The sequence below is a fragment of the Microbacterium thalli genome, from assembly GCF_028737325.1.
GTDB classification, from domain to species: Bacteria; Actinomycetota; Actinomycetes; order Actinomycetales; family Microbacteriaceae; genus Microbacterium; species Microbacterium thalli.
This window is the reverse complement of the sequence record NZ_JAQZCH010000001.1, coordinates 1,542,994-1,567,726: the sequence shown is the minus strand read 5'-3', so window position 1 is coordinate 1,567,726 and position 24,733 is coordinate 1,542,994. Positions and strand designations below refer to the sequence as shown.

Here is a 24,733-nt window from a genome sequence, read left to right as displayed (position 1 = left end):
TCGATCGCGCCGGCGATGCGAGAGTGGCGACGTTCCGCCTTACGACGAACGGAGCCGCCATGGCTGACGAGAACACCCCCGCCGCGACGAACGACGAGCAGAGCGCGTCCACCACCGAGACCCCGAAGTCCGAGAAGGGCCTCACGCGCGCAGCCTCCCGTGCCGTCCATGGTGTGGCGGACGCCGGCAAGGGCGTCATCCACAAGGCGCAGGATGTCGCGAAGAGCGCCATCCCTGACGCGGTTCCCGTCGCCGACAAGATCGTGGATGCCGCCGCCGGTTTCGCCACCGCCCGCATCGACGCCAACACGAAGATCGCCGATCGCGTGCTCACGGTCTCGCGCGGCACCGGCAAGGCCGTGCGCCTCGCCGCCGTCATCGCGGCGGTGGCCATCGCCGCGGTGCTGATCAGCCGCCGCGGGTAGGCGGCGTGGGCGGCATCCGGTTCGACCTACCGGAACGCCCGCCCGATCGACGCGCCCAGCTGCGAGATCTGCAGCCAGATCGCGAACGTGTAGAGCGGTCGCATCACCCAACGGAGCGGAGGGATGCCGCGACGCGAGCCGGTGCGCTCCCAGGCCTGGCGGATCCGCAGGTGCGTGCCGCCCGCCGCGGGTTCCAGCTCGATGCGCGTGCGACGCGTGTTCGAGGTCATCGCGTCGGGCCAGGTCGTCGTCCACTCGATCGCGACCATCGGCTCGAGCTCGACGAGCGTGACGCGAGCCCGCTGTCGATCGGGCCGGACGCGCTGCGGCTTGCCATCGGCCGCGGTTTCGAGCGCGTACGCGGTCCACACCGACCCAGCGACGACCTCGCCGGGCAGGTCGCTGACGCGGCCGAAACCGAGGTCCCATTCCGGCATCCGCGCGGGATCGCTCACGAGCGCCCACACCGTCGCGACGGGAGCGGTGACGTGAGCTGCGCCGGAGCCCGACAGCGAACGACCGTCGAAGGTGCCGCTCGGCGGCGACGGGTACCGCTCGGCCTGGTCGAGAAGCTCACGCACCTGCTGCGGCGTCGTCTCAAGCCGCTGGAGGATCGCCTCGACGAGGCCGCTGCCCTCGCCGACGAGTTCGCGCAGCACCGCGGCAGCATCGCCGCGCTTCCGACCCTTCGCCGCGCGCCGCAGCACGTCGAGAGCGCGGTCGTTCCATTCGAAGTCACCGCGCTCGTGGAACGTGATGCGGCCCGGGCCGGGCGGCGATGCCCGCACCCCGAGCGAGGCGAGCTGCTCGGCATGCTGCTGCTCGACCGCCGCGCGGGTGCGTTCGAGGTCGGCGCCGAGCGAGCGCAGCACCTGGCCGGCGACTTGCTCGTTGATCGTCAGAGCCAGCAGAAGGTGGTCGATGTCGCCGCTCTGTTCTCCGAGACGGGATGCCTCCTCCGCGGCGGCCAGGGACAGGTCGTACATCGTCGCGGTGGCGACCGTCAGCTTGCTCATCGGGCTCTCCTCGGGATGTCGATGGTCGGGTCGATCCGCTTGGCGTACTTCTTGTGCACGGCCTGGCGTGAGACGCCGAGCGCGTCGGCGATCTCCTGCCAGCTCATGCCGGCGCGCAGACCCGCCTCGACCTGCGCCAGTTCGAGGCGCTCGGTGAGCGAGCGCAGCGAGGCGATCGCCCGCAGGCCCGCACGCGGGTCGCGCGTGTCGGCGGCGACGCCGGCGACCTGGGTGGATTCCATGTCAGCAACCTAGGTTGCTTATCGGGCGGTTGTCAACCTCGGTTGCTCAGCGAGCAATGCGGCGCAATTGGCTTGTACCATATCCCTGATACATTTTGTTTCACTCTCGGGATACAAGCGAAAGGCGTCACGCATGCTCGTCCCTCTCTTCGCGACCGTCGGGCCCCTCGACCTCACCGGCGCCATTGCGACGTGGCCTCCGATGTCGTTCGTCCTCGCGCTCGTCGCCGCCGCGACGGTCGTCGCGATCCGGGCGAACACGAGCGGCGGTATCGAGCGCGGCGCTGGACTCATCGGAGAACGTCGATCCGCGCTCCGGCATCGATATGCCGGTGAGCACCTCGCCCTCGCCGGCACGGGCGTCGCCGTCGCAGTCTCCTTTGTTCTCGAGTTCTTCTTTCGCGGCTACATCTGGGACGGCTTCGGGGCGTCATGGTGGCGCGTCGCCACGCCCCTCGTCGTGGCGGTGATCGGCATCGTTGCCGCACTGATCCTCATCCGCACCCGCGGATCGGGCGCACCCGAGCGTCCCGTGTCGCCGCCGGTACGCAGGTCGTGGGTCTCATTCAGCTCACCGATGGCCCTCGTCGCGCTGACCATCGCAGCCCTCACGCTGGTCGGGACGACAATCGCGGCCGGGCTCGCTTCGTCGCCGAACGATGACGGCGACTGGCTGTGGCTCGTCATCCCGATCCCGAACGCCGCGGATGTCGATCCCCTGCGCGTCGTCTTCTACGGCTGGATCTACGGCGTGCCCGCCCTGATCGCCCTGGTGCTGCTGGCGGTCGCCGCTTGGCGTGCACTCGCCCGCAACGCGGCGCGGCCGTTCCTCCGTCCCGAGACCGTCGCGACCGAGCGAGCAGCCCGCCGCCGCACCGCCGGGGGCGTCGTCTGGCTCACGACGGGTGCGAGCCTGCTCACCCTCGCCGCCGCGTGGCGCCTCATCGGCAACGCGGGCTCCGCCACCACGCTCACCGTCGATGGCCCGGCCGCCACGACGTCCTACGACGTCGCGTGGCGATACGCGGAGCTCGCCTCTCTCGCCGGAGCCGCAGCGCCGATCGTCGAGATCGTGGCGCTTTGCATGCTGCTCGTCGTCGGGGGATCACTCGTGCCGCGCGCCGATCACACCTCGGTCGCCGCCCCGGCTACCCCCGCACCCGGGGCGTCCGGACCGGATGTCGGCTACGCACGATGACCATGACTCGGCCGCTCTTCGCCGACGAGAGCACCCCGTCGCGCGAGATCTATCTGCAGCTGCGCGGGCTCATCGTGTCGGGCATGCTCGCGGCGAACGAACGCCTGCCGACCGTCCGTCAGACCGCCGCCGACCTCGGCGTCGCACCCGGCACCGTCGCGAAGGCCTACAAACTGCTCGAGCAAGAGGGACTCGTCGTCAGCCGCACCGCCGCCGGAACGCGCGTCGCGGAATCGGCGGCGGTGCTCCCCCAGGGCGTGCTCAAGCGTGTTCGCGAGCTGACCGACGAAGCCCTCCGCGCCGGATCGGGGCTCGACGATGTCGTGAGCGTGCTGCGGGCGCAGTGGAGCGCGCAAACCGAGCAGCCACCGACGGACTGAGTGTCGGGTAGCCGCGTCGGGGCAGTCCGCGCGAATTAGGCCTCGGTGACCCGACCGCCCTCGACGTGCCAGCGACGGTTGGTGCTGACGGCATCCAGCATCCGACGGTCGTGGGTGACGAGCAGCAGCGTGCCGTCGTACGACTCAAGGGCTTGCTCGAGCTGTTCGATGGCCGGCAGGTCGAGGTGGTTCGTCGGTTCGTCGAGGACGAGGACGTTCACGCCGCGCGCCTGCAGCAGGGCGAGGCCGGCGCGGGTGCGCTCTCCCGGTGACAGCTCGCCGACCGGACGCAGAACGTGGTCGGCCTTGAGCCCGAACTTCGCGAGCAGCGTCCGCACCTCGCCGGAAGCCATCTCGGGCACCAGCGCCTCGAAGGCGTCGGCGAGCGGCGTCGAGCCCACCAGCAGCGAGCGCGCCTGATCGATCTCGCCGATGCTGACGTTCGACCCGATGCTGGCGCTCCCCTCGTCGGGCTGCTGCCGTCCGAGGATCGTGCGCAGCAGCGTGGACTTGCCGGCACCGTTGGGCCCAGTGATGCCGATGCGGTCGCCCGCGTTGATCTGCAGAGACACCGGTCCGAGCGTGAACGAGCCCTGGCGGACGACGGCGCCGTTGAGCGTTGAGACGACCGAGCTCGACCGCGGCGCAGCGCCGATCGTGAACTCGAGCTGCCACTCCTTGCGCGGCTCCTCGACCTCGTCGAGCCGGGCGATGCGGCTCTCCATCTGGCGCACCTTCTGCGCCTGCTTCTCGCTTGACTCCGTCGCGGCCTTGCGGCGGATCTTGTCGTTGTCGGGGTTCTTCTTCATCGCGTTGCGCACGCCCTGGCTCGACCACTCGCGCTGCACGCGAGCCCGCGCAACGAGGTCGGCCTTCTTGCCCGCGAACTCGTCGTACTTCTCACGAGCATGACGTCGCACAGTCGCCCGCTCTTCGAGGTAGGCGTCATAGCCGCCGCCATAGATGCGGTGCGAGTTCTGCGCGAGGTCGAGCTCGAGCACGCGCGTCACGCTGCGCGCCAGGAACTCGCGGTCGTGGCTGACCAGCACGACTCCCCCGCGCAGGCCGTGCACGAACGCTTCGAGACGCTCGAGCCCGTCGAGGTCGAGGTCGTTCGTGGGTTCATCGAGCAGCACGATGTCGAAGCGCGAGAGCAGCAGAGCGGCGAGTCCGACGCGCGCCGCCTGCCCGCCCGAGAGGGACGTCATGTGGATGCCGTCGGCGTCGAGCTCGAGCCCGAGGTCGGCGAGCACGATCGGCAGGCGCTCGTCGAGGTCGGCCGCGCCGCTCGCGAGCCAGCGGTCGAGGGCGGTGGCGTACCGATCGTCAGCGCCGGCGATGGAGGGATCACCGAGGTCGGATGCCGCGGCATCCATCTCGGCCGTCGCCTCGGCGCATCCCGTGCGGCGGGCGATGTACGCGGCGACGGTCTCGCCTTCGACGCGCTCGTGCTCCTGCGGCAGCCAACCGACGAAGGCGTCGGCGGGAGCGAGACTGACGGTGCCCGCCTGGGGCGCGTCGCGTCCGGCGAGGATGCGCAGCAGCGTGGACTTGCCGGCACCGTTGGCGCCGACGACACCGACGACGTCACCCGGGCTGACGGTGAGATCGACGCCGTCGAAGAGAGTGCGGTGGCCGTATCCGCCGGCGAGGTCCTGAGCGACGAGAGTTGCGGTCACCGGACGATTCTGTCATCCGGCGGGATGAACGCTGACGCAGCCCCAAACCTGGCAGTGGCTAACGGGACGTGAACCCGTTATCCCCGTTTACGGGCGGACGCGGACCGTGCGACCTTCGTGGCTGACGACGTCGTCGACCTGCAACTGACGACCACGGCGCCGCTCAACCTCGCCGTTGACCGTCACGTAGCCATCGATGATGGCCTCTTTGACGTCGCCGCCCGAGTCGAGCAGGCCCGCAAACTTCATGAACTGACCGAGACGGATGCCGTCGCCGCCGATCGAGACGTCGGTGATCCGGGGTGCTTTGGCCATGCGGAAATGCTAGCCGAGCGCCTGGGGCGCAGGATCAGAATGTCGCCCGGGCTGGAGCTTCGGCTCGGAGAAGGACTTGTGGTTGTACGACAACATCGTGATGTAGTCGAGACAGAGGCGTTCTCCGATGCCGTACCCGGTCTCGCCGGACGCCACGCTGTAGGTCACGTGCCTTCGCGCCCTCAATACAGTCAGCACAGACCCGATCTCGAAGAGGCGGGTTGAGTAGAAACTGCTAGAGGCAGCCCGGTCTTGATCCGATCGACGGCGTCGGTGGGTCGGCGCGTCCGGCTTGAAGTAGTACTCGCTCGAGATCACCTCGAGATTGATGGTCGAGCCCGGCTTGTATGGCGCCACAACGACGTCTTCGACGTTCATCTCGTCGCGGAATCGCAGCAGGGCACCGGCGCGAGCGGCGATCGACCCAGTTTTCGCATCCGGATGCTGCCCCGCGAGGGCTCGTTCAACCCCCTGACGTCCGTGCCGAATTCCTCGCAGATCGGGCTGGGGCGCACTGGGAAGGGCCGGCGCGCTCAAGCCACCGAAATCGCCCGGTCGCGTGGGTTCTTTTCAGCGTACCCTTCCGTCGCTGCTGCCCAACGCGCGGCTTATCCGCAAGATCCCTCGACGCACCCGCGCCGCCGGGGTTTCCCCGAACGGTGACGCTATCGCCTCCTCGCGGGCGCTGTACTCGCCAAACTGTCCGACGAATTGGCCGCAGGGCGCCGCTACTCGGGCTCGAGGCCCGCGCGGAGTCTCGTATCACCCTAGTCGCCGAGAGCAGCACCGAGGATGTGATCGCAACCGTCCTCGAAATTAGCACCCAACGCACCAACACGACAGATCAAGCACTGCACCACTAACGGCGACTCGACCGCGGCGACACGCGCAAGACGCAGCGTCGCGTGATTCATGTCATCGGCCGGTAGATTCGCTCCTCGGGAACCGCACGGTCTGCTTGCAGTCGGGCGTCGGAATTGGGGGGGGGTGTCTCGTGCCGCTCTCGAGATCAAAAGCCGATGGCGCGCACGGTCTCGACACTCCAACATAGGCGGAACGCCAACATAAAACGTCCCCTGCGACCCGCTACTTCGCGCGATACTTTGAACCTCGGCCACTCGTCCCTGGCACGCGTTCGATCAGGTTCGACGCAACTAGCGATTCGAAGAGCCGCCGGATTGAACGTTCCGCTTCCGGCCGGTTGAGCAGTGTACGCGCTTCACGATTGCTGATCGTCTTGTTGGATTTCAGAAAGTCCATGATTCGTGACTCCGGTGACGCGAGACTCTCATGCCACACGACAACGAGAACCGAAGTGCCCGTGTCGCGGATCTCCGGGTCGCGGAGGTCCAACTTACGCATTGCTTCGAAAGCAGTGTTCAACCCCTCGCCCACATCCTTGTTTGGTGCGTCCGGGAATTTGTTGAGGAGGCGAACAACGATCGGATTTCTTGAGAACCGCTCGTCGAGAATATTTGCAGCAGTGATATTTGCCGGCAAGCCGCCCGGGCTCTGAACCTCGATCCGGTTGTCGAAGATGCGCACGTGCACGTCGTCGTTTACTGCATAGTCCCGATGAATGACGGCGTTCGTAATAATCTCGTGAAGCGTCTCGTCGGGATACTTGATCTTTATGAGCCCCTCGGTGTCAAGCGTTGGTATCTCTTCGACCTGACGCACCGTCTCGGCAACTGCAGCGGCAACTTGTTCCGCAATAGCACCGTCAATCGAGATCGGATCGTACGCAAGATGCTCGCGGGATCCCTCCACGTCGCTCGTCGTGTACCGGTAGATTTTGACGGACGAGCGCGGCAGATGAATTTGCGGCTCGTCGTGGAACAGGAGGGTCCCGGCCACCGTCGGAAGGTCTCCCACGATCAGGTTCTGCTTACGGAGCCATGGTTCGGGCGCCGACGTTGGTACGATCCGTCGAGTGAAGTCATCAATGACCGGCGACTCGACGAGTTGCGTGTATGGGTAGTTGAGGGTTGCAGTCTCGAGGGTCGTCAAGCCCTTCTGGCGCCTAAGCAACTCGAGGTCCTCCACCGGGAGGGACTGCGCACCGCGGCGAACGTAGGCCTTGCCGTCGGATGCAAACTTGATTTCACGGGACTTCTGAACGGTGACGTGCATCACGACGCTCTGGTCGTCTGGATGGGTCAGGAACTCGTAATCAAACTCGGTCCCGTACGGAAAGAGTGGCTCAAAGGCCTGCAGGGTGCCATTGAACGCCTCCACTTTAGGTGCGCCATTCCAGGTACCGTCATCCTCGATGCCGATCAAGATCTCACCGCCGTCGGCGTTGGCGAACCCAGAGAGCGTCTTCGTGAGCTTTGCCGGCGTGATGCTCCGCGATTTCCGATCGAAGAGGTGGTCTTCCTCCCGGCTGGACAAGGCCCCCACCTGCTCGATTGTGAGTGTCGTAGTCTCCAAGATTGCTCCCCCGCCTCATCTTCCTTGACAGTACCGTCCCACGCGTGCGGCACCGCGCCGGAGGCACGGCGCGATCTGGATCTGCAGAATAGCGCGCAAGCCTCGCGGGCGGCGGCATCAGGAGGCCGCGCAGCTTCGTCAGTCGAACTTTGTGGTGCCCCTGGAGGGATTCGAACCCCCGACCCGCTCCTTAGGACGGAGTGGCTCTTCCACTGAGCTACAGAGGCTAGGCACCTCCGAGTCTAAGCGTCCTCGACCTTCCGAATCCCCTGGGAGTCACCGCCTACGTTTGCGTCTGCCACCGATTCTCGGAATCGTGGCCGGTTCCGCAGCAATCCACGGAAGGAGAGCTTCATGCTCACGCTCACCGAGAACGCCGCCACCGCGGTGAAAAACCTCACCGCTCAGATCCCCGCCGAGGCCGGTGGTGTCCGCATTGCCGACACCGGCTCCCCCGAGACAGGTTTCGCTCTTTCGCTTGCCGAGGCACCGCAGAGCGAGGATGCCGTGGTCGAGGCCGACGGTGCCCGCGTGTTCGTCGACCCGGCCGCAGCGCTCGCGCTGGACGAGAGCGTCCTCGACGCGCAGGTCGACGGCGAAGGCGCGATCAGCTTCGCACTCGGCGTCCGCGCCTGACGCCAGCAGTCTTCGAGAGCCCCGGCACCCACTCCTTGAGCGCGGTGGCCGGGGCCTTCGTCTGTCATCCGGCGGCAACGACGAGGCGATGAGCCCGTCACGCCTCGCTGATATGGTGCGGGCAACCCAGCTTTGGAGGAACCGTGACCTACGCCACCCCGTCGCACCCCGCTGCATCCGCGTCCACTCCCCTGTCGCAGCCGCTCTACGGCGCCTCGTTCGGGCAGGCGTTCGGACGGTTCTGGCGCAAGTACGCCACGTTCTCGGGTCGCGCGAGCCGCAGCGAGTTCTGGTGGTGGTACCTGGCACAGGCGCTCGTGGTGACGGCGATCACGGTGTTCATGCTCATCGGGGCCTTCGCCGGAGCGACGACCGACCCCATCACGGGACGCAGCCAGCCGGGGCCGCTCATCGGCGTGGGCGGCATCCTGCTGTTCCTGTGGATGCTGGCCACCCTCATCCCGACGCTCGCGATCTCGTGGCGACGGCTGCACGACGCCAACCTCGCGGGTCCGTTCTGGTTCATCAGCGTGGTGCCCGGAATCGGGGCGATCGCCCTCCTGGTCCTGTACATCCTCCCCAGCAACCCCGCCGGCGCCCGCTTCGACAAGTGACCGCACCACGGCGACGAGCATCGTCTGGCTAGGGTCGGACGGATGGAGAACGACCTCGTCGCCCGCGTCGTGATCTTCGTCGTCATGACAGGTTCCGGGAGCGCGCTGATCTGGATGGCGCGGGCCGCCGGCTCGGGGCGGCTCAAGCGGAACGCGCTCGCCGGCATCCGCGTCCCCAGCACCATGACGAGTGACGAGGCCCGGCTGGCAGCTCACAAACGCGCGAAGCGCCCGACGCTCATCACCGGCGTCATCGCGTTCGTGATCGCCGCGAGCACTCTGCTTCCCGTTCCGACCGAGGCACTCGCCATCGGCGTGCTCATCGGCGGCATCCTGATGCTGCTCGTAATGATGTGGGGCACGCGGGTCGGCACCAGAGCCGCGAAGAAGGCGACCGACCACACCCGCGCCTGAGACCCGGCCCAGCGGTATAGACCCAGGTACTGGTCGCCCCCGCACATCCGGACCCCGGGCCGATGTGCGGTTTTCTCGCCGTCCGTAGCGTCGACGGCGACGAAAGGGTGACACATGATCCGTGTTCAATCGCTGTCGAAACGGTACGGCGACAAGGTGGCCGTCGACGGCCTCGACTTCACCGTCGAGCCGGGCAAGGTGACCGGGTTCCTCGGTCCGAACGGCGCCGGCAAGTCGACGACCATGCGCATGATCGTCGGGCTCGACCGGCCGACATCCGGCACCGCCGAGGTCAACGGTCGCGCCTACCGCGACCTGCCCGCACCGCTCCGCGAGGTCGGCGTGCTGCTCGACGCCCGCGCCGCACACAAGCGTCGCACCGCCTACAAGCACCTGCTCGCGATCGCCGCGACCCACCGCATCCGTGCCCCGCGCGTGCACGAGGTCATGGAGCGCACGGGCATCGCCGCGGTCGCGAACAAGCGGGTGGGCGGGTTCTCGCTCGGCATGGGGCAGCGGCTCGGGATCGCCGCGGCCATGCTCGGCGACCCGCAGACGATCATCCTCGACGAGCCGATCAACGGCCTCGACCCCGACGGCATCCTGTGGATCCGCGGTCTGCTGCGCGATCTCGCCGCCGAGGGCAGGACGGTGCTGCTGTCGTCGCACGTGATGAGCGAGATGGCGCAGACCGCGGAACAGCTGATCGTGATCGGGCGCGGTGCGATCCTCGCCGATGGTCCGCTGCAGGAGGTCATCGCCGGTGTGACGCAGTCGGTGGTGCGGGTGCGCACGCACGACCCCGACCGCCTGCGCGCCGCGATCGCCCGCCCGGGCGTGACGGTGGTCACGCGCGCCGACGGAGCGCTCGACATCACCGATCTCTCGGCCGAAGAGGTCGCCGGCATCGCGGGTGCCGCGGGAGTCGTGCTCTACGAGGTGACGTCGGTCGCCGGCTCGCTCGAAGACGCCTACCTGGCGCTCACCGCGCAAGCCACCGAGTACCGCTCGACACCGACCACCACGAAGGAGAACCAGTGATGGCCCTCACCGCCAAACCGCACCGCGCCGACGCACGCACACAGCGCCCGCCCTTCACGGCCGTCGTGCACTCCGAGTGGATCAAGGCCCTGAGCCTGCCGGCATCCGTTCTCGCCCTCGCCGGAATCCTCGCCATCGGAGTGGGCGGCAGTCTGTTCCTCGGGGTGACGCTCGAGTCGTCGGGAGTGCCCTCGGTTCCCTCGATCGAACGGACGCTCGCCGACGTCACTGTGCCGACCGTCGTGCTCGGGCAGATCATCGCCGGTATCTTCGGCGTTATGTTGATCGGCGCCGAGTACTCCTCCGGTGCCATGCAGACGACGCTCACCGCCGTCCCCCACCGGATGCGGGTGCTGGCCGCGAAAGCCGTCGTCGCGTTGACCGCCGTCACCGTCGTGGCCCTCGTCACCGTGTTCGTGTCGTGGGCGGTCACCAACCCGATCTACGCCGGCTTCGGCCTCGACGCCCCGCTCACCGCTCCCGGCGTGATGCTCGCTTTGGTCGGCTCGGCCGTCTACCTGGGCCTCTGCGCGGTCTTCGGGCTCGGCGTGACGACCCTCGTGCGCTCGACGACGGCGGGCTCGATCATCGTGTTCGCCGCGACCCTGCTGCTGCCGGTGCTCAGCTCGCTGCTGCCCTTCGGTCTGCTCTCGCGCGTGCTGCGCCTGGCGCTGCTCGGCAACGCCGGCGACGCGATGGGCCGGGTCGGGATCGAGGGCGGACCGTTCATCGACCTGTGGAGTGGACACATCAGCGTCGGCGCCGGCTGGACCATCGCGGCGATCTGGGCCGCGGGCGCCCTCGTGATCGGCGCCATCGCGCTGCGGACCAAAGACGCATGATGGCTCCGTCCCGGCGACGACCGGATGCCGCTGACACCGCGATCCTGGCCGGCTACCTGGTCATCGCGGCGGCCCTCGGCTACCTGTCGGTCGAGTCCACCATCGCCACTCCCCTGTGGCCGCTGGTGCTGCTCGCCATCGCCGGGACGGCCGTCGTCCTCGTCTCGCGGCGGCGCCCGGCGGTCGCGTTCGGTGCGGCCATCGTTCTGATGCTCGCGTCGTTCGCGGTGGGGTCGGGCGCGGAGGCCGCACTCGTCATCGCGGGGCTGTACCGGGCCGGTGTACGCGACAGCCGCGGCGCCTGGATCGCTTTCGGCTGGGCCGCAGCCGGGGGCACGGCGGCGGCGCTCATGCTCGCGCTGCGGGTGCGCTCGGGACCGCCGCTGCTGGGCCTCGCCCCGCGCGCGGATGCCGCAGCCTGGGCCACCGACTGGCTCAGCATCACCGTGGTCGTGCTCGCGGCGAGCCTCATCGCCACGCTGCTCGGCATCAACGCCGGGCACGGCCGCCGTCAGGCCGCAGCGCTCGCCGAGCGGGCCGAACACCTGCGACGCGAACGCGATCAGGAGGCGAGCATCGCGGCCGCGGCCGAACGCGAACGCATCGCCCGCGAAATGCACGACGTCATCGCCCACAGCCTCGCGGTGATGGTGGCGCTCGCCGACGGCGCCCAGGCCTCGGTCAACGCCCGCCCCGACGAGGCGCACCGCGCGATCGGCCGTGTCAGCGAGACCGGCCGTCGCACGCTCGGCGAAGTGCGCCGACTGCTCACCGCCGTCCGTGACGAGCGGGATGCCGCGCCGCCGGCCGAAGCGCCGCGGGTGGAACGGATCCCCGCGCTCGTCGACGAGTTCCGCGCCGCCGGCATCCCGGTCCGCCTGGAGCAGACCGGCTCGCTCACCGAGGGCGCGGCGGTCAGCCTCACGATCTACCGCATCGTGCAAGAGGCCCTGACGAACGTGCTGCGTCACGGCCGCGGCGTGCGCGACGTCCTGGTGCAGCTGGTGTTCAGCCGCTCCGAGGTGACGATCCTGGTCAAGGACGTTGCGGCACCGACCGACCCGGCCGCGGGCGCCGGACGAGGGCTCGTCGGCATCCGCGAACGGGCCGCCTTCTACGATGGGTCGGTGGAGGCGGGGCCGGTCGCCGGGGGCGGCTGGCGGGTGTTCGTCCGCCTCTCGACGGAGGACCGATGAGCCAGCCCGCCACGCCCGAGGGCCGTATCGCCGTGCTGCTCGTCGACGACCAGGAGCTCATCCGCTACGGCTTGCGTCTCGTGCTCGAGGCGCAGCCCGACATCGTCGTGGTGGGCGAGGCATCCGACGGCGCCGAGGCGGTGCGGGCGGCACAGCGTCTGCGGCCCGACGTCGTGCTGATGGACGTACGGATGCCGGGCGTCGACGGCATCGCGGCGACGCGAGAACTCACCGCCGCGCTGCCCGACACCCGCATCCTCGTCCTGACGACGTACGACCTCGACGAGTTCGCCTTCGGTGCGCTGCGCGCCGGAGCGGCGGGCTTCCTGCTCAAGAACACACGCCCCGACGAGCTCGTCGCCGCAGTGCGGGCCGTCACGACGGGCGACGCGGTGGTCTCGCCCCGGATCACCGCGAAACTCATCGACATCGCGATACCGCATCTCGCGCGCCCGGACGCACCGGCATCCGGTGACGCCCTCGCCGCACTCTCGCCGCGCGAGCGCGACGTGTTCCGGTGCGTCGGACAGGGACTCACGAACGCCGAGATCGCCGCAGCCCTGCACCTGAGCGAATCGACGGTGAAGGCGCACTTCGGCCGGATCCTCCTGAAGCTCGACCTCGCGAACCGCGTGCAAGCGGTCATCCGGGCCTACGAGCTCGGAGTGGTCAGCGTCGAGTGATGAGCCGGCGCGCGGGACCGGTACAAGCGGTCAGCGCGCCCGGTACTCCTCGTCGGTGACGTGGGCGCCCCACGACGCACTCTCGCCGCCGTCGGGCGTCTCCCACAGAGCGAGATGTGTCATGAAGCTGTCGGGCGCGGCCCCGTGCCAGTGCTCCTCGCCGGGAGGGCTATAGACGGTCTGACCGGCGTGGACCTCGACGACGGCCCCGCCGCGAGCCTGCACGAGCGCCGTGCCCTCGATGATCCGCAGGGTCTGACCGAGCGGGTGGGAGTGCCACGCGGTGCGCGCCCCGGGCGCGAACCGCACCAGGCCCGCGCTCATCCGCTGCTCCGCGTCCCGCGGCGCGGCGACCGGGTCGAGCCAGACATTACCGGTGAACCACTCGGGCGGGTTCTTCACCGTCGGGGGCGTGGGGACGACGTCCATGAGAGGACCTTCCTGATCGGCGTGCGGGATGAGTACCAGTGAACGCCCGACGCGGCCGCTCGGACAGACCCCGGCAAGACGTGTACCGACAGGGAGTGCCTCGCGTCCGGCGCGCGCCGTAGCGTGAACGGTATGAACAACAAGGCCGAGGTGCGCGAGTTCCTCATGACCCGGCGGGCGCGACTCTCCCCCGCCGACGTCGGCCTGCCCGCCGGCGTGAACCGCCGCGTGAGCGGTCTGCGGCGCGCCGAGGTCGCGATGCTCGCCGACGTGAGCGTCGAGTACTACGCCAAGCTCGAGCGGGGAGACATCGGCGGCGCATCCGCCGGCGTGCTCGAGTCGCTCGCCCGCGCGCTGATGCTCGACGAGACCGAACGGATGCATCTTCTCGACCTGGCCCGCGTCGCCGACGGCACGCCGACCTCGGGACGTTCACGACGCCGAGCCTCATCGCAACTGCCGCCGCGGCCCGGCCTGCAACGCACCCTCGACGCGATCACCGGTGGCCCCGCATTCGTGCGCGACCGTCACCAGAACCTCGTGGCGACCAACGCGCTCGGTGCGGCGTTCTACTCGCCCGTCATCGGCACGGGCGGCCGGGTTCCGAACCTGGCCCGATTCCAGTTCCTCGACCCCGCCTCACGTGACTTCTACCCCGACTGGGAGCTGTTCGCGCAGATGTGCGTCGGCATCATGCGCGTCGAAGCGGGCCGAGACCCCCACGACCGGGCGATGCAAGACCTCGTCGGCGAACTGACCACCCGCAGCGAGACGTTCGCGCGGCTGTGGTCCGCGCACGACGTTCGTACGCACGGCAGCGGCACCAAGCGCTTCCATCACCCGGTCGTCGGCGAACTCACCCTCGCCTACGAGGAGCTGTCTGTCACCGCCGAGGACGGACTGGCGCTGCTCGTCTACACCGCCGAGCCCGGATCGCCCACCGCCGAGCGCCTGCAGATGCTGGCCAGCTGGTCGGCGACGACGACGGGCGTCTCGTGAGCCTCGACGCGCTCCTCGCCGCACTCGACGCCGGCGAGACCATCGCCGCCGGATCGCCGCTGCACGCCACGATGCACGAGACGAGCCAGCGAGCGTTACGCATCGCCGGCGAACTCAACGGCGGGTATGTCGAACCCGATCGGGTGCGATCGCTCCTCACGCAGCTCACCGGACGACCCGTCGACGCGACGGTGACGCTCTTCCCGCCCTTCACCGCCGACTTCGGGCGCAACATCCGCCTCGGCCGGCGCGTGTTCATCAACTCCGGATGCCGTTTCCAGGACCAGGGCGGCATCACCATCGGCGACGACTGCCTGATCGGACACAACGCCGTCATCGCGACCCTGCAGCACGACATCCATCCCCGTCGCCGCGGCGACCTGCTCCCGGCGCCGGTCGTGCTCGGGCGCAACGTGTGGCTCGGGGCGAATGTCACCGTGCTGCCCGGTGTGACCATCGGCGACGACGCCGTGATCGGAGCCGGCTCCGTCGTGACGAAGGATGTACCCGCGGCATCCATCGCGGTCGGCTCGCCCGCCCGCGTCGTCCGGCGCATCGACACAGCATAGCCAGCCGCCCCGGCATCGCGTGCGATCAGCGCGACGCTTCCTCCCGATCGGCACGGACGCCCTCGTCGAGCGTCCGGAGATGGTGGGCGTTGCCGCGCAGCGCGGGCTTGTAGCGGTCGAGGTCGTCGCCGTCGACGTGTGCCGCGATGACCTCGAGCAGGCCGGCGAGCGCGAGGCTGTGCCGCCCGGCCGCATGAAGGGTGAGCGATTCGAACGCGGCGAGCGCCACCGAATCGGGGAACTCCTGCCGCGCACCGCCGAACATCGCGATCGAGTCGTCGAACCGGCCCAAGTTCCGCAGTGTGCTGCCGTACTGGAGCAGGCACCGCCGGCGGATGTCGCCGGCGAGACCCGCATCGAGCGCGCATCGGTACAAGCCGGCCGCCCGCTCCTCCTCGCCTGCGGTGTCGTACGCCCCGCCCAGCTCGTAGAGAACGCGCGCGTCATCGGGATGCTGCTCGTGAAGCGGCAGCAGGGCCGCAATAGTGGGCGCCATATCAGCACGGTCGCGCGCAGCGAAGATCCGATCCAGTTCGGCGTACAGCGGGTCCATGGGAGTCATCCTCGCAGTCGCCCTGTCGCATCGTTCCGGCGGACCAGCAGCGGTGCCACCGCAAGCCCCACGACCGCCGCGGTGAGCGCCGTCGCCCCGAGCGCCCAGCCTGGGCCGGCGGCATCCGTGATCACGCCGAAGACGAGCGCTCCCACCGCCGCACCGAGGTTCACCGCGGTGTTGATCCAGCTGCTGGCCTCGGTGCGTACGCGCGGATCGGTCAGCTCGTCGGCCGTGAGGTAGCCGACGATCAATAGCGGCGCCAGGCACAGCCCGCCGACCAGAAGTCCGACAGCCCCGGCGATCGGGCCCCCGACGGCGCCGGCGACACCCACACAGACGACGAGCACGCCGAGCAGCGCGAGCAGCTGCGCCGCGTGCGAGCCGGCGAGCCGCAGCCGCCCGAAGACAAGGCCGCCGACGGCGCTGGCCGACGCGAACAGCGCGAGCAGGATGCCGGCCAGGAACGGGGCGCCGGCTTCGAGGGCGAGCGCCGGGGCAGCGAGCTCGACCGCGCCCAGGATGAGCCCGGGAGCGGTCATCACGAGCACGACCGGCACGAAGCCGCGGCTGCGCAGTGGCGTCAGGACCGTCGGGGAGGTTGCCTCATCAGCGGTGGCGCGGTGCGACCCGCGCTGCTGACGCGACAGCCCGCTCGCCACGAACAGTCCCGTGCCGACGGCGACGCAGCCGGCGGAGAGCACGAGCGCGGCCACCGGCCCTGACAGGGCGACGAGGGCCGCGGCGACGAGCGGACCGACCGCGAAGGTGACCTCTTCTGCGACCGCGTCGAGGCTGAACCCGCGGGTGCGCAGCGCCCCGGCGGGCAGGGCGTCCGACCAGACGACGCGCATCGTCGCGCCGAACGGTGGTGACGACACCCCCGCGACGATGCTCAGCACGAGCAGCACCGGCAGCGGCGCCGCAGGGAACACCGCGAAGGCGATGAGCGAGAGGGTGTGCAGGGCTCCGAGCGCCGTCGGGATCGCGAGCTGACCGCGACGGTCGATCAGGCGCGCACGCACCGGCGTCGCGATGACGTTGGCGATGCCGAGGGCAGCCGTGATGGCACCCGCGACCGCGAACGACCCGGTCGCCTGCTCGAGCATCAGCACGAGAGCGAGCCCCGAGGTCGCCAGCGAGAGCCGTCCGATGATGCTCGGAAGGAACGCCGGGCGGATGCCGGGCGCGCGCAGAACGGCGCGATAGGACGGGGGTGGGGTCGACAAGGGGTTCTCCGAGGGTGCCGAACCACTCTAGGGGCCGGGCGCCGACACCCTAGGCCCGAACGGCCCCGTCCGCACGCCGTTCCGCAGGGCCGCGGCGGTCGTGTTGACTTCAGGGATGAGCAGCTGGACCGAGACCGTCATGTGGTGGCACGTGTACCCGCTGGGGTTCGCCGGTGCGCCGATCCGTCCCACCGGCGAGGAGCGTGACGGCGGCGTCGTGCACCGCCTGTCGCGGATCGAGGGCTGGCTCGACCACCTCGTCGGCCTCGGGCTGAACGGCCTGCTGCTCGGGCCCGTCTTCGCCTCGACCACGCACGGGTACGACACCACCGATCACTTCCGCATCGACCCGCGGCTCGGCGACGACGATGACGTCGACCGGCTCATCGCGGCGGCCCGCGGCCGCGGCATCCGGGTTCTGCTCGACGGCGTCTTCAACCATGTCGGACGTGAGCACCCCGCCTTCCGCGCCCTCGAGACCCACGGACCCGAGGCCGACACGGCGGAGCTCTTCCGCGTCCGGTGGGACGGCTGGTCGCCCGGCGCCCCGGTCGACGCCGATGTCTTCGAGGGGCACGATGCTCTCGTCGCCCTCAACCACGCGTCTTCCGCGGTGGAGGACTTCGTCGTCGACGTCATGACCCACTGGTTGAACCGAGGCATCGACGGGTGGCGTCTGGATGCCGCGTACGCGGTGCCCCCGCAGTTCTGGGCACGGGTGCTCCCCCGCGTGCGCGCCACGCATCCCGATGCCTGGTTCGTCGGTGAGGTCATCCACGGCGACGCCGCGAGCATCGTGCGGGAGTCGACGATGGACTCGCTCACGCAGTACGAACTGTGGCAGGGCATCTGGCACGCCATCAGTGACGGCAACCTGTTCGAGCTCGCGCACGCGATCGAGCGGAACAACGAGCTGCTCGCCGTCTACGCGCCGCAGACGTTCGTCGGCAACCATGACGTCACGCGCATCGCTTCGGCCATCGGGGTCGACCGGGTGCCCCTCGCGCTCGCCGTGCTGTTCACCGTCGCCGGCGTGCCCTCGGTTTACGCCGGCGACGAGTACGGCTACGAGGCGGTCAAGGAGGAACGTCTCGGTGGCGACGACGCCGTGCGCCCCGAGTTCCCCGACGCACCGCCGTCACCGGAAGCCCTCTCGGCGAGCGCCGAGCGCATCCTGCGCACCCACCAGCAGCTGATTGCGCTGCGCCGGCAGCATCCGTGGCTGCACCGCGCCCACACGGATGCCGTTCACCTCGAGAACACGTCGATGGTGCTGCGCACCGCCACGGGAACGGATGCCGTCATCACCGCGCTCAACCTCGGCGACGGCCCCGTGACGGTGCCGGTGGCCGATGCCCGACGCGTGGTCGCCGGTGCTGCCCGGCTCATCGGCGCCGAGGCCGAGATCCCCGCGGGGGGCTTCGCGGTCTTCTCCTCGTAGCGGAGGGCTCGGGCGGCGGCCCCTGCGGCGCGGCTCGCGCGTCCGGCCGGCGGGCGGTGCGGTCACCGGAAGTCTCGGGACTGGTGCCGCATCCCCGCCACCCGCAGGTCTTCGAAAGCATCGGCGAGGATGTTGACCACGCCCTCGTTCGACCGCTCGAGGATGCCGCGCACGATCAACGCGGGACTGTCGCGTACGACGCGGCGGTAGCGATGCCACATGCCGAGCGAGCAGATCACGTTCATCAGGCCGTGCTCGTCCTCGAGGTTGAGGAACGTGATGCCGGATGCCGTCGCGGGGCGCTGCCTGTGCGTGACGAGCCCGGCGATCTCGACGCGGCGCCCCGACTCGTGCTGGCGCAGATCGTTCGCGGTGAGCACCCCGCGTGCATCCAGCTGCGAGCGGTAGTGCGTCAACGGATGGTCGTCGGGCGAGATGCCCGTCGCCCACAGATCGGAGGCCAGCACGTCGTAGTTCGACTGGTCGGTGAACAGCGGCGGCTGCACGGCGATGAGCGAATCGGGCAGGTACTCGATGCGGTCCTGCGCCGCCGACCCCGCCAGCCAGATCGCCTCGCGCCGGGTGTGGCCGAAGCACTCCAGCGCGCCGGCGGTCGCGAGGGCTTCGAGCTGCGCGGTGTCGGCGCCGGTGCGGCGCACGAGGTCGCGCATGTCACGGTAGGGGCCGGACGCCTCGCGCTCGGCGACGATCCGCTCGGCGAACTTCTTGCCGATGCCGGTGACGGCCGCCAGCCCCAAGCGCACCGCGAACGCGCCGTCGCGTCGATGCGCCGCCGACTCGTCGGGGGCGTTGATGTCGAAGACCGGCACCGGAGGCTGCTCGCCGAGGCAGCTGTCGCGCCCCGTCGGTGCCGCTCGCTCACCCTCCGCCACCGGTTCGAGCAGGGCTTCCGCGTTCGAGAGCTGCAGGTCGGGGCGGCGCACCTCGACCCCGTGCCGGCGGGCATCGGCCGACAGCGTCGCCGGTGAGTAGAAGCCCATCGGCTGCGCGCGCAGCAGCCCCGCCAGGAACGCCGCCGGGTAGTGGAGCTTGATCCACGAGCTGGCGTACACGAGCAGCCCGAACGACAGCGAATGACTCTCGGCGAAGCCGAAGTTCGCGAACGCCTGGATCTTCGCGTAGATGTCGTCGGCGGCATCCCCCACCAGGCCGTTCTCGGCCATACCGTCGTAGAGCTTCTGCTTGAGCGAGTCGATGCGCTCGATGCCGCGCTTGGACCCCATCGCCCGGCGCAGCAAATCGGCGTCCTCGCCCGAGAGCCCGCCGATCACCATGCCCATCTGCATGAGCTGTTCCTGGAACACCGGCACCCCGAGCGTGCGCTCCAGCACGGGCTTGAGCTTCTCGTGCGGATACGTCGTCTTCTCGTAGCCGAGCTTGCGCCGCACATAGGGGTGCACGGCGCCGCCCTGGATGGGTCCGGGGCGGATCAGCGCGATCTCGATGACGAGGTCGTAGAACCGGCGCGGCTGCAGGCGCGGCAGCAGACCCATCTGGGCGCGCGACTCGACCTGGAACACCCCGATCGAATCGGCCCGGCAGAGCATGTCGTAGACCGCCGCCTCTTCCTTCGGCAGCGTCGACAGCTCGAACCGCTCTCCCGTCGCGCCCGCGATGAGGTCGAAGCAGTACTGCAGGGCGGCGAGCATGCCGAGCCCGAGCAGGTCGAACTTCACCAGCCCCATCCAGGCGGCATCGTCCTTGTCCCATTGGATGACGGTCCGGTTCTCCATACGCGCGTGCTCGATCGGCACGACCTCGCCCACCGGTCGATCGGTCAGCACCATGCCGCCGGAGTGGATGCCGAGGTGCCGCGGCGCTTTCAGCAGCTCGGCGGCGTATGCCAGCACCCGTTCGGGGATGTCGTGGTCGGGGCCGGTGTCGAGGGTCGCTCCCCAGCGTTCGACCTGCTTCGACCAGGCATCCTGCTGACCCGGCGAGTGCCCGAGCGCCTTGGCCATGTCGCGGACGGCGTTCTTCGGCCGGTACTGGATGACGTTCGCCACCTGTGCCGCACGCTCGCGCCCGTAGGTCTGGTAGACCCACTGGATGATCTCTTCGCGCCGGTCGGAGTCGAAGTCGACGTCGATGTCGGGTTCTTCCTCGCGCAGTGCCGAGAGAAAGCGCTCGAACGGCAGCTGGTAGTAGATCGAGTCGATCGCGGTGATGTCGAGCAGGTAGCAGACGGCGCTGTTGGCTGCCGATCCTCGTCCCTGGCACAGGATGCCGCGCCGCCGCGCCTCTTGCACGATGCCGTGCACGATGAGGAAGTAACCCGGGAAGTCCTTCTGCTCGATCACCGCCAGCTCGCGTTCGATGCGGTCGCGGTCTTTCGGCGGCAGGCCCGGGTACTTGCGCGGGACGGCCTCCCACACAAGGTGTCGCAGCCACGACATCGGCGTGTGTCCGTCGGGGACGGGAAGCTTCGGCAGCGCGGGCTTGGCTCGGCGCAGGGGGAACGCCAGGTCGTCGGCCACGGTGACGGTGCGGGCGACGGCCCCGGGGTAACGGCGGAACCGACGTGTCATCTCGGCGCCCGACCGCAGGTGGGCGCCGGCGTGTGCGGGCAGCCATCCGTCGAGCTCGTCGAGTCCCCGGTTCGCGCGGACCGCGGCGATCGCGGCGGCCAGGTGGGCCCGCTCGGGCACGGCGTAGTGGACGTTGTTGGTCGCGAGCACCGGCAGCCCGCGCTCTCGCGCGAGGCCGGCGAGGATGTCGTTGTGCCGCGAGTCCAGCGGCTCGCCGTGGTCGATCAGCTCGACCTCGATCGCGTCGCGACCGAAGCGTGCCACCAGCGCGTCGAGCTCGGCCGCGGCGGCATCCGTTCCCCGCTCGAGCAGCGCCCGCCGCACCGAGCCCTTGCGGCAGCCGGTGAGGATGCTCCAGTGCCCGTCGGCGGCGTCGGCCAGGTCGTCGAGCCGGTACCGCGGCTTGCCCTTCTCGGCTCCGGCGAGCTGGGCGTGCGTCAGCGCACCGGCGAGCCGGTGGTACCCCTCTTCGCCGCGCGCGAGCACGAGCAGGTGCTCGCCCGGTGGATCGGCCTCGTTGCGCGACGCGCCGACGCGCTGCGGCAGATCGAGCGAGAGCTCGGCGCCGAACACGGTCTTCACGGCGAGCTGCTCGGCCGCCTCGGCGAAGCGCACGATGCCGTAGAAGCCGTCGTGATCGGTGACAGCGAGAGCGTGCAGCCCGAGGCGCTCGGCCTCTTCGGCGAGCTCTTCGGGCGATGAGGCGCCGTCGAGGAACGAGTACGACGTGTGAGCGTGCAGCTCGGCGTACGGGACGGCGTCGTCGGGCCGCTCGATACGGGGCGCGGAGTACGAACCCCGCTTGCGCGACCACGCGGGGCTGTCACCGCCGTCGGCCCCCGGCGGCGCGCTCGGAGCACGGTTGCCGCTGAGCAGCCGCTCCATCTCGGACCACGACACCGACGGGTTGTTGAATCTCATCAGTCGTACCGCCCCTCGGCCAGCCACTCGCCGCCGTCGCACACGAGCAGCCAGGCCGTCTGCGTGGCGTCGACCATCTGGAAGCGGTAGGCGCGCCGCGCGCGCGTGGCATCCCACTCCCGCTCGATCACCGGCCAGGGACCGGCCCACGACCGGATGCCCCGCGAGCCGTTCGCCGACACGAGCGCCGACGGCGCCGCGGTCAGCTCGCCCCGACCGTCGACGGCCACCATGTCGCCCTCGCGATCGATGACCGCGAGCGGAAGCGCGCGCTCGAACACCGTCGAGGGCAGCGGATCGGGCAGGCTTCCCGGCCACGGCCGGCCCCGGTCGCTCGTGACGGGGCGATCTCCCCAGGGCACGAGCACCTGCCGTTCGGTGAGCCAGCGACCGCCGCCCACGACGGGGGTGACGACGCCGCGGTGCCCGAGCATCGCCTGCACGCGTGAGAGGGCGTGGTGCACCCGCTGCTCGGGACCCGACCCGAAGAGCGAGACCGCATGATGGGATGCCGCATCCACCGCCTCGGGCTCGATCTTCACCCGTGCGACCCCGCTGGTGAGCTTGCCGCTCTCGGCGAGCTGCCACCGCACCCGGTCGACGACGGCGGCGGCGTCGAAGGTGCCCGGATGCAGCCACACCCGGTTGCTCGTCTCACCGCGGTCACCCGTGAGGATGACGCGCAGCTCGGTGCACACGAGATCGACGGCGCCGAGGCCGGCGATGAACTCCTCGGCCGCGACACGCATGCCGAACGCGACCTGGTCGGCGAGCTCGAGGGGCGGCTCGAACGCCACTTCGCGGTGCAGCTCGGGCGGCGGCGTCCGCGGCGTGACGGGCCGGGAGTCGGCGCCGGCGGCGAGGGCGTGCAACCGGGCGCCGCGGGTGCCGAACCGCTCGACCAGGCGTTCGGGCTCGATCGCGGCCAGGTCACCGAGCGTCTGGACGCCGAGCCGCGCGAAGAGGTCGACCGTCTCGTCCTCGAGCACGGCGATCGTCAGCGGAGCGAGGAACTCGGCCGAGCGCCCCGCGTCGACCACCCGGATGGGCCGATCGGCCCGCGTGCTCATCCGCGCCGCCTGCTGCGCGGTGAAGGGACCGTCGGCGACACCGGCCCGGGCATCGAGGTCGCCCTCGGTGACGGCGGCGAGCAGAGCGCCGGCAGCCTCGGTCTCACCGCCGTAGAAGCGGGCCGGTCCGCGCACCCGCAGGGCGCACAGTCCCGCTTCGAGAACCTGCACGCCCGGCGCCATCTCTTCGAGCCGTGCGACGATCGGCGAGAACTGCCGGTGATCGCGCGCGGCGTCGGCGTCGGCCACACGCAGCGCCGGACACCGCGCCTGGGCATCGCGCCGACGCTGCCCTCGGGCGACGCCGTCGGCGCGGGCTGCGGGCGAGCAGGCCACGACCATCCCCTTGTCGAACACGGCGATCGGCTCGTCCGGGTCTCCGCCGCTCTCGCGGATGAGCGCCACGACCGGCCAGTCGGGCACCCACACCACGAGGCTGCGGACGGGGGCGTGCGATGTCGACTCGGCCACGTCAGACCGCCCGTCGCATCGGGATCGGCTCGACCAGCGGCTGCTCCTCGAACGGCACCGGGGCCATGCGTCCGCCGTGCTGGTGCTGCGGAGCGGCCGAGAGGGCACCGTCGGGCGCCGGCAGCAGCATCCGCGCCGAACGGGGCACGGGGAAGCGCCGGCTCGACACCGTGACGGTCAGTTCGCGGTCGCTGAGGTAGCCGTCGCCGTCGCCCAGGCCCGACCAGCGCGGGTCGGTGACATCGAGCATCGCCTCGGTCTGCGGCCACGGCCCCTGCACGAGCAGCACCGCACCGCGGTCGCGGAGGCGGGCGGCGAGCTTGGCGATGTCGGAGTCCTTCGCCCGCTCGGGCGGTCGCACCGCGATCACGGGGAGGACATCGGCGATCGTCGCCGTCACCGCGAGCCATCGCGGCCCGGGATCGGGGATCAGCACGACCCGCGACAGGTCGACGCCCGCCCGCTCGGCGGCTTCGGCGCCGAACCCGGGCATGCCGACGACCCCGCACCACGAGCCGGTCTGCGACGGCTGCGCCAGCAGCGCGAACAGCAGCGAGGAGGACGAACCGAGAGAATAGGCCGTCCCCGGACGCAGCCCTCGCCCCGGCAGCAGGTTCGCCAGAGCCGGGTGGGTCGGCAGCACGGGAGCGTCGAGGCGGCGCCCCTGCATCCGTTCCATCTGCGCGCGCAGTCGCTGCACGTCCTCGGCGGCAGCAGGATTGCGCATGATCGACCTCACTCATCAAGGGTAGAACATACGTTCTAGTCCATCAACGTCGAGATCGAAGATACGACCGACTTCCGACATCGCCTCCGCCTGGGCGCGGCGATGCCCCGTCGTCAGGCGGCGAGGCCCAGGTAGGGCTCCCACATCGGGTCGGTGCGCTCGGTTCCCCGCACCGTCCACTGCGGACCGCGCGGCGGCTTCGGCGCCCACCGCAGCTCCCACCCCATCTCCTGCGGGGTGTGGTCGCTCTTGTGGTTGTTGCACCGCAAGCAGCACGCGACGAGGTTCTCCCACGAGTTGCTGCCCCCGCGCGAACGCGGCAGGACGTGGTCGATCGTCGACGCCGCCTTCCCGCAGTACGCGCACCGGTGACCGTCACGGCGCAGCACTCCGCGCCGCGTCACCGGTACCCGGCGCGCGTTCGGGATGCGCACATAGCGGGTCAGCACGATCACCGCTGGGCGCTCGTAGATCCCGTCGATCCCCAGAACGGGATCGTGCACGACGTGCTCGACGATCGTCGCCTTGTCGTTCAACACGAGCAGGAGTGCCCGGCGGAACGACACCACGGCGAGTGGCTCATACCCGGCGTTCAGTACCAGAGTGCGCATTACCTGTCCTCACGAACTGCCCTGACGGCTTCAGCGGATGTTCGATCATC

26 protein-coding genes and 1 tRNA gene are annotated in these 24,733 nt (G+C 70.0%); 13 read left to right on the top strand and 14 right to left on the bottom strand.

What is annotated here, in order from left to right; genetic code table 11:
- The first annotated feature begins 59 nt into the window (after positions 1–59).
- Positions 60–425, top strand: coding sequence for a hypothetical protein (locus tag PUW82_RS07645; protein WP_274221671.1), 366 nt, complete (start codon positions 60–62; stop codon positions 423–425).
- A gap of 26 nt (positions 426–451) precedes the next feature.
- On the opposite strand, the gene PUW82_RS07640 is transcribed toward PUW82_RS07645, so the two are convergent.
- Together PUW82_RS07640 and PUW82_RS07635 are read right to left on the bottom strand one after the other, a co-directional pair.
- Positions 452–1,441, bottom strand: coding sequence for an SRPBCC family protein (locus PUW82_RS07640; protein WP_274221670.1), 990 nt, complete (start codon positions 1,439–1,441; stop codon positions 452–454).
- Positions 1,438–1,683, bottom strand: a complete 246-nt coding sequence (locus PUW82_RS07635) for a helix-turn-helix domain-containing protein (RefSeq protein ID WP_274221669.1) — start codon at positions 1,681–1,683, stop codon at positions 1,438–1,440. The genes PUW82_RS07640 and PUW82_RS07635 overlap by 4 nt, the downstream gene beginning before the upstream one ends.
- Positions 1,684–1,816: 133 nt before the next feature.
- Between PUW82_RS07635 and PUW82_RS07630 the strand changes: the two genes are divergently transcribed.
- A complete protein-coding gene (locus PUW82_RS07630) occupies positions 1,817–2,881 on the top strand; it encodes a COX15/CtaA family protein (protein ID WP_274221668.1) in 1,065 nt (354 codons plus the stop codon).
- Complete coding sequence (locus PUW82_RS07625; protein WP_274221667.1) at positions 2,878–3,261, top strand: GntR family transcriptional regulator; 384 nt, start codon at positions 2,878–2,880, stop codon at positions 3,259–3,261. The genes PUW82_RS07630 and PUW82_RS07625 overlap by 4 nt, the downstream gene beginning before the upstream one ends.
- A gap of 35 nt (positions 3,262–3,296) precedes the next feature.
- Here PUW82_RS07625 and PUW82_RS07620 read toward each other — a convergent pair whose 3' ends face one another.
- From PUW82_RS07620 to PUW82_RS07600, 5 genes are all read right to left on the bottom strand, one after another.
- Positions 3,297–4,940, bottom strand: coding sequence for an ABC-F family ATP-binding cassette domain-containing protein (locus PUW82_RS07620; RefSeq protein ID WP_274221666.1), 1,644 nt, complete (start codon positions 4,938–4,940; stop codon positions 3,297–3,299).
- An 87-nt stretch (positions 4,941–5,027) separates the two neighbouring features.
- On the bottom strand, positions 5,028–5,255 hold the full coding sequence (locus PUW82_RS07615; RefSeq protein ID WP_274221665.1) for an RNA-binding S4 domain-containing protein: 228 nt from the start codon (positions 5,253–5,255) through the stop codon (positions 5,028–5,030).
- A 9-nt stretch (positions 5,256–5,264) separates the two neighbouring features.
- Positions 5,265–5,792, bottom strand: coding sequence for a DUF8426 domain-containing protein (locus PUW82_RS07610; RefSeq protein ID WP_502361419.1), 528 nt, complete (start codon positions 5,790–5,792; stop codon positions 5,265–5,267).
- Between the two features lie 549 nt (positions 5,793–6,341).
- Positions 6,342–7,688 (bottom strand): ATP-binding protein, encoded by a 1,347-nt coding sequence (locus PUW82_RS07605; protein WP_274221663.1) that lies wholly within the window; start codon positions 7,686–7,688, stop codon positions 6,342–6,344.
- 152 nt (positions 7,689–7,840) lie between these two features.
- A tRNA-Arg gene (locus PUW82_RS07600) sits at positions 7,841–7,915 on the bottom strand.
- A gap of 127 nt (positions 7,916–8,042) precedes the next feature.
- Here PUW82_RS07600 and PUW82_RS07595 point away from each other — a divergent pair.
- The 7 genes from PUW82_RS07595 (at position 8,043) to PUW82_RS07565 (ending at position 13,114) form a co-directional block, all read left to right on the top strand.
- Positions 8,043–8,324: a HesB/IscA family protein gene (locus PUW82_RS07595; protein WP_210007538.1), complete on the top strand. Its 282-nt coding sequence runs from the start codon at positions 8,043–8,045 to the stop codon at positions 8,322–8,324.
- A gap of 143 nt (positions 8,325–8,467) precedes the next feature.
- Positions 8,468–8,938 (top strand): DUF805 domain-containing protein, encoded by a 471-nt coding sequence (locus PUW82_RS07590; protein ID WP_274221662.1) that lies wholly within the window; start codon positions 8,468–8,470, stop codon positions 8,936–8,938.
- 42 nt (positions 8,939–8,980) lie between these two features.
- Positions 8,981–9,352: an SdpI family protein gene (locus PUW82_RS07585; RefSeq protein ID WP_274221661.1), complete on the top strand. Its 372-nt coding sequence runs from the start codon at positions 8,981–8,983 to the stop codon at positions 9,350–9,352.
- A 114-nt stretch (positions 9,353–9,466) separates the two neighbouring features.
- On the top strand, positions 9,467–10,393 hold the full coding sequence (locus PUW82_RS07580) for an ABC transporter ATP-binding protein (protein ID WP_274221660.1): 927 nt from the start codon (positions 9,467–9,469) through the stop codon (positions 10,391–10,393).
- Entirely contained in the window at positions 10,393–11,235 is an 843-nt protein-coding gene (locus PUW82_RS07575) for an ABC transporter permease subunit (RefSeq protein ID WP_274221770.1), read from the top strand. Before PUW82_RS07580 ends, PUW82_RS07575 begins: the two co-directional genes overlap by 1 nt.
- Positions 11,232–12,431: a sensor histidine kinase gene (locus PUW82_RS07570; RefSeq protein ID WP_274221659.1), complete on the top strand. Its 1,200-nt coding sequence runs from the start codon at positions 11,232–11,234 to the stop codon at positions 12,429–12,431. The genes PUW82_RS07575 and PUW82_RS07570 overlap by 4 nt, the downstream gene beginning before the upstream one ends.
- Positions 12,428–13,114 (top strand): response regulator, encoded by a 687-nt coding sequence (locus PUW82_RS07565; protein ID WP_274221658.1) that lies wholly within the window; start codon positions 12,428–12,430, stop codon positions 13,112–13,114. The genes PUW82_RS07570 and PUW82_RS07565 overlap by 4 nt, the downstream gene beginning before the upstream one ends.
- 30 nt (positions 13,115–13,144) lie before the next feature.
- Here the strand turns inward: PUW82_RS07565 and PUW82_RS07560 are convergent, their stop codons facing one another.
- Positions 13,145–13,543 carry a (R)-mandelonitrile lyase gene (locus tag PUW82_RS07560; protein ID WP_274221657.1) on the bottom strand — a complete coding sequence of 133 codons (399 nt, stop codon included), beginning with the start codon at positions 13,541–13,543 and terminating at the stop codon, positions 13,145–13,147.
- Between the two features lie 132 nt (positions 13,544–13,675).
- Between PUW82_RS07560 and PUW82_RS07555 the strand changes: the two genes are divergently transcribed.
- Positions 13,676–14,542: a helix-turn-helix transcriptional regulator gene (locus PUW82_RS07555; protein WP_274221656.1), complete on the top strand. Its 867-nt coding sequence runs from the start codon at positions 13,676–13,678 to the stop codon at positions 14,540–14,542.
- Positions 14,539–15,111, top strand: a complete 573-nt coding sequence (locus tag PUW82_RS07550; RefSeq protein WP_274221655.1) for a sugar O-acetyltransferase — start codon at positions 14,539–14,541, stop codon at positions 15,109–15,111. The genes PUW82_RS07555 and PUW82_RS07550 overlap by 4 nt, the downstream gene beginning before the upstream one ends.
- Positions 15,112–15,136: 25 nt before the next feature.
- Here the strand turns inward: PUW82_RS07550 and PUW82_RS07545 are convergent, their stop codons facing one another.
- Together PUW82_RS07545 and PUW82_RS07540 are read right to left on the bottom strand one after the other, a co-directional pair.
- On the bottom strand, positions 15,137–15,664 hold the full coding sequence (locus PUW82_RS07545; protein WP_420792727.1) for a tetratricopeptide repeat protein: 528 nt from the start codon (positions 15,662–15,664) through the stop codon (positions 15,137–15,139).
- 5 nt (positions 15,665–15,669) lie between these two features.
- On the bottom strand, positions 15,670–16,893 hold the full coding sequence (locus tag PUW82_RS07540; protein ID WP_274221653.1) for an MFS transporter: 1,224 nt from the start codon (positions 16,891–16,893) through the stop codon (positions 15,670–15,672).
- A gap of 115 nt (positions 16,894–17,008) precedes the next feature.
- Between PUW82_RS07540 and PUW82_RS07535 the strand changes: the two genes are divergently transcribed.
- Complete coding sequence (locus tag PUW82_RS07535; RefSeq protein ID WP_274221652.1) at positions 17,009–18,334, top strand: alpha-amylase family glycosyl hydrolase; 1,326 nt, start codon at positions 17,009–17,011, stop codon at positions 18,332–18,334.
- A 62-nt stretch (positions 18,335–18,396) separates the two neighbouring features.
- Here PUW82_RS07535 and PUW82_RS07530 read toward each other — a convergent pair whose 3' ends face one another.
- From PUW82_RS07530 to PUW82_RS07515, 4 genes are all read right to left on the bottom strand, one after another.
- The gene (locus PUW82_RS07530; protein WP_274221651.1) at positions 18,397–21,804 is read right to left on the bottom strand and encodes an error-prone DNA polymerase; all 3,408 of its coding nucleotides are present in this window, start codon (positions 21,802–21,804) and stop codon (positions 18,397–18,399) included.
- A complete protein-coding gene (locus tag PUW82_RS07525; protein WP_274221650.1) occupies positions 21,804–23,345 on the bottom strand; it encodes a DNA polymerase Y family protein in 1,542 nt (513 codons plus the stop codon). The genes PUW82_RS07530 and PUW82_RS07525 overlap by 1 nt, the downstream gene beginning before the upstream one ends.
- Before the next feature lies 1 nt (position 23,346).
- The gene (gene imuA', locus PUW82_RS07520) at positions 23,347–24,072 is read right to left on the bottom strand and encodes a DnaE2-dependent mutagenesis accessory factor ImuA' (protein ID WP_245338824.1); all 726 of its coding nucleotides are present in this window, start codon (positions 24,070–24,072) and stop codon (positions 23,347–23,349) included.
- A 113-nt stretch (positions 24,073–24,185) separates the two neighbouring features.
- On the bottom strand, positions 24,186–24,683 hold the full coding sequence (locus tag PUW82_RS07515; RefSeq protein ID WP_274221649.1) for an HNH endonuclease: 498 nt from the start codon (positions 24,681–24,683) through the stop codon (positions 24,186–24,188).
- Between the last annotated feature and the right edge of the window lie 50 nt (positions 24,684–24,733).

Bases quoted from the DNA above. Each gene is read 5' to 3' on its own strand.
- PUW82_RS07645 (WP_274221671.1), top strand. From the start codon at position 60: ATGGCTGACGAGAACACCCCCGCCGCGACGAACGACGAGCAGAGCGCG.
- PUW82_RS07640 (WP_274221670.1), bottom strand. From the start codon at position 1,441: ATGAGCAAGCTGACGGTCGCCACCGCGACGATGTACGACCTGTCCCTG.
- PUW82_RS07635 (WP_274221669.1), bottom strand. From the start codon at position 1,683: ATGGAATCCACCCAGGTCGCCGGCGTCGCCGCCGACACGCGCGACCCG.
- PUW82_RS07630 (WP_274221668.1), top strand. From the start codon at position 1,817: ATGCTCGTCCCTCTCTTCGCGACCGTCGGGCCCCTCGACCTCACCGGC.
- PUW82_RS07625 (WP_274221667.1), top strand. From the start codon at position 2,878: ATGACCATGACTCGGCCGCTCTTCGCCGACGAGAGCACCCCGTCGCGC.
- PUW82_RS07615 (WP_274221665.1), bottom strand. From the start codon at position 5,255: ATGGCCAAAGCACCCCGGATCACCGACGTCTCGATCGGCGGCGACGGC.
- PUW82_RS07595 (WP_210007538.1), top strand. From the start codon at position 8,043: ATGCTCACGCTCACCGAGAACGCCGCCACCGCGGTGAAAAACCTCACC.
- PUW82_RS07585 (WP_274221661.1), top strand. From the start codon at position 8,981: ATGGAGAACGACCTCGTCGCCCGCGTCGTGATCTTCGTCGTCATGACA.
- PUW82_RS07580 (WP_274221660.1), top strand. From the start codon at position 9,467: ATGATCCGTGTTCAATCGCTGTCGAAACGGTACGGCGACAAGGTGGCC.
- PUW82_RS07575 (WP_274221770.1), top strand. From the start codon at position 10,393: ATGGCCCTCACCGCCAAACCGCACCGCGCCGACGCACGCACACAGCGC.
- PUW82_RS07570 (WP_274221659.1), top strand. From the start codon at position 11,232: ATGATGGCTCCGTCCCGGCGACGACCGGATGCCGCTGACACCGCGATC.
- PUW82_RS07565 (WP_274221658.1), top strand. From the start codon at position 12,428: ATGAGCCAGCCCGCCACGCCCGAGGGCCGTATCGCCGTGCTGCTCGTC.
- PUW82_RS07560 (WP_274221657.1), bottom strand. From the start codon at position 13,543: ATGGACGTCGTCCCCACGCCCCCGACGGTGAAGAACCCGCCCGAGTGG.
- PUW82_RS07555 (WP_274221656.1), top strand. From the start codon at position 13,676: ATGAACAACAAGGCCGAGGTGCGCGAGTTCCTCATGACCCGGCGGGCG.
- PUW82_RS07545 (WP_420792727.1), bottom strand. From the start codon at position 15,664: ATGGACCCGCTGTACGCCGAACTGGATCGGATCTTCGCTGCGCGCGAC.
- PUW82_RS07535 (WP_274221652.1), top strand. From the start codon at position 17,009: ATGAGCAGCTGGACCGAGACCGTCATGTGGTGGCACGTGTACCCGCTG.
- PUW82_RS07530 (WP_274221651.1), bottom strand. From the start codon at position 21,804: ATGAGATTCAACAACCCGTCGGTGTCGTGGTCCGAGATGGAGCGGCTG.
- imuA' (WP_245338824.1), bottom strand. From the start codon at position 24,072: ATGCGCAATCCTGCTGCCGCCGAGGACGTGCAGCGACTGCGCGCGCAG.
- PUW82_RS07515 (WP_274221649.1), bottom strand. From the start codon at position 24,683: ATGCGCACTCTGGTACTGAACGCCGGGTATGAGCCACTCGCCGTGGTG.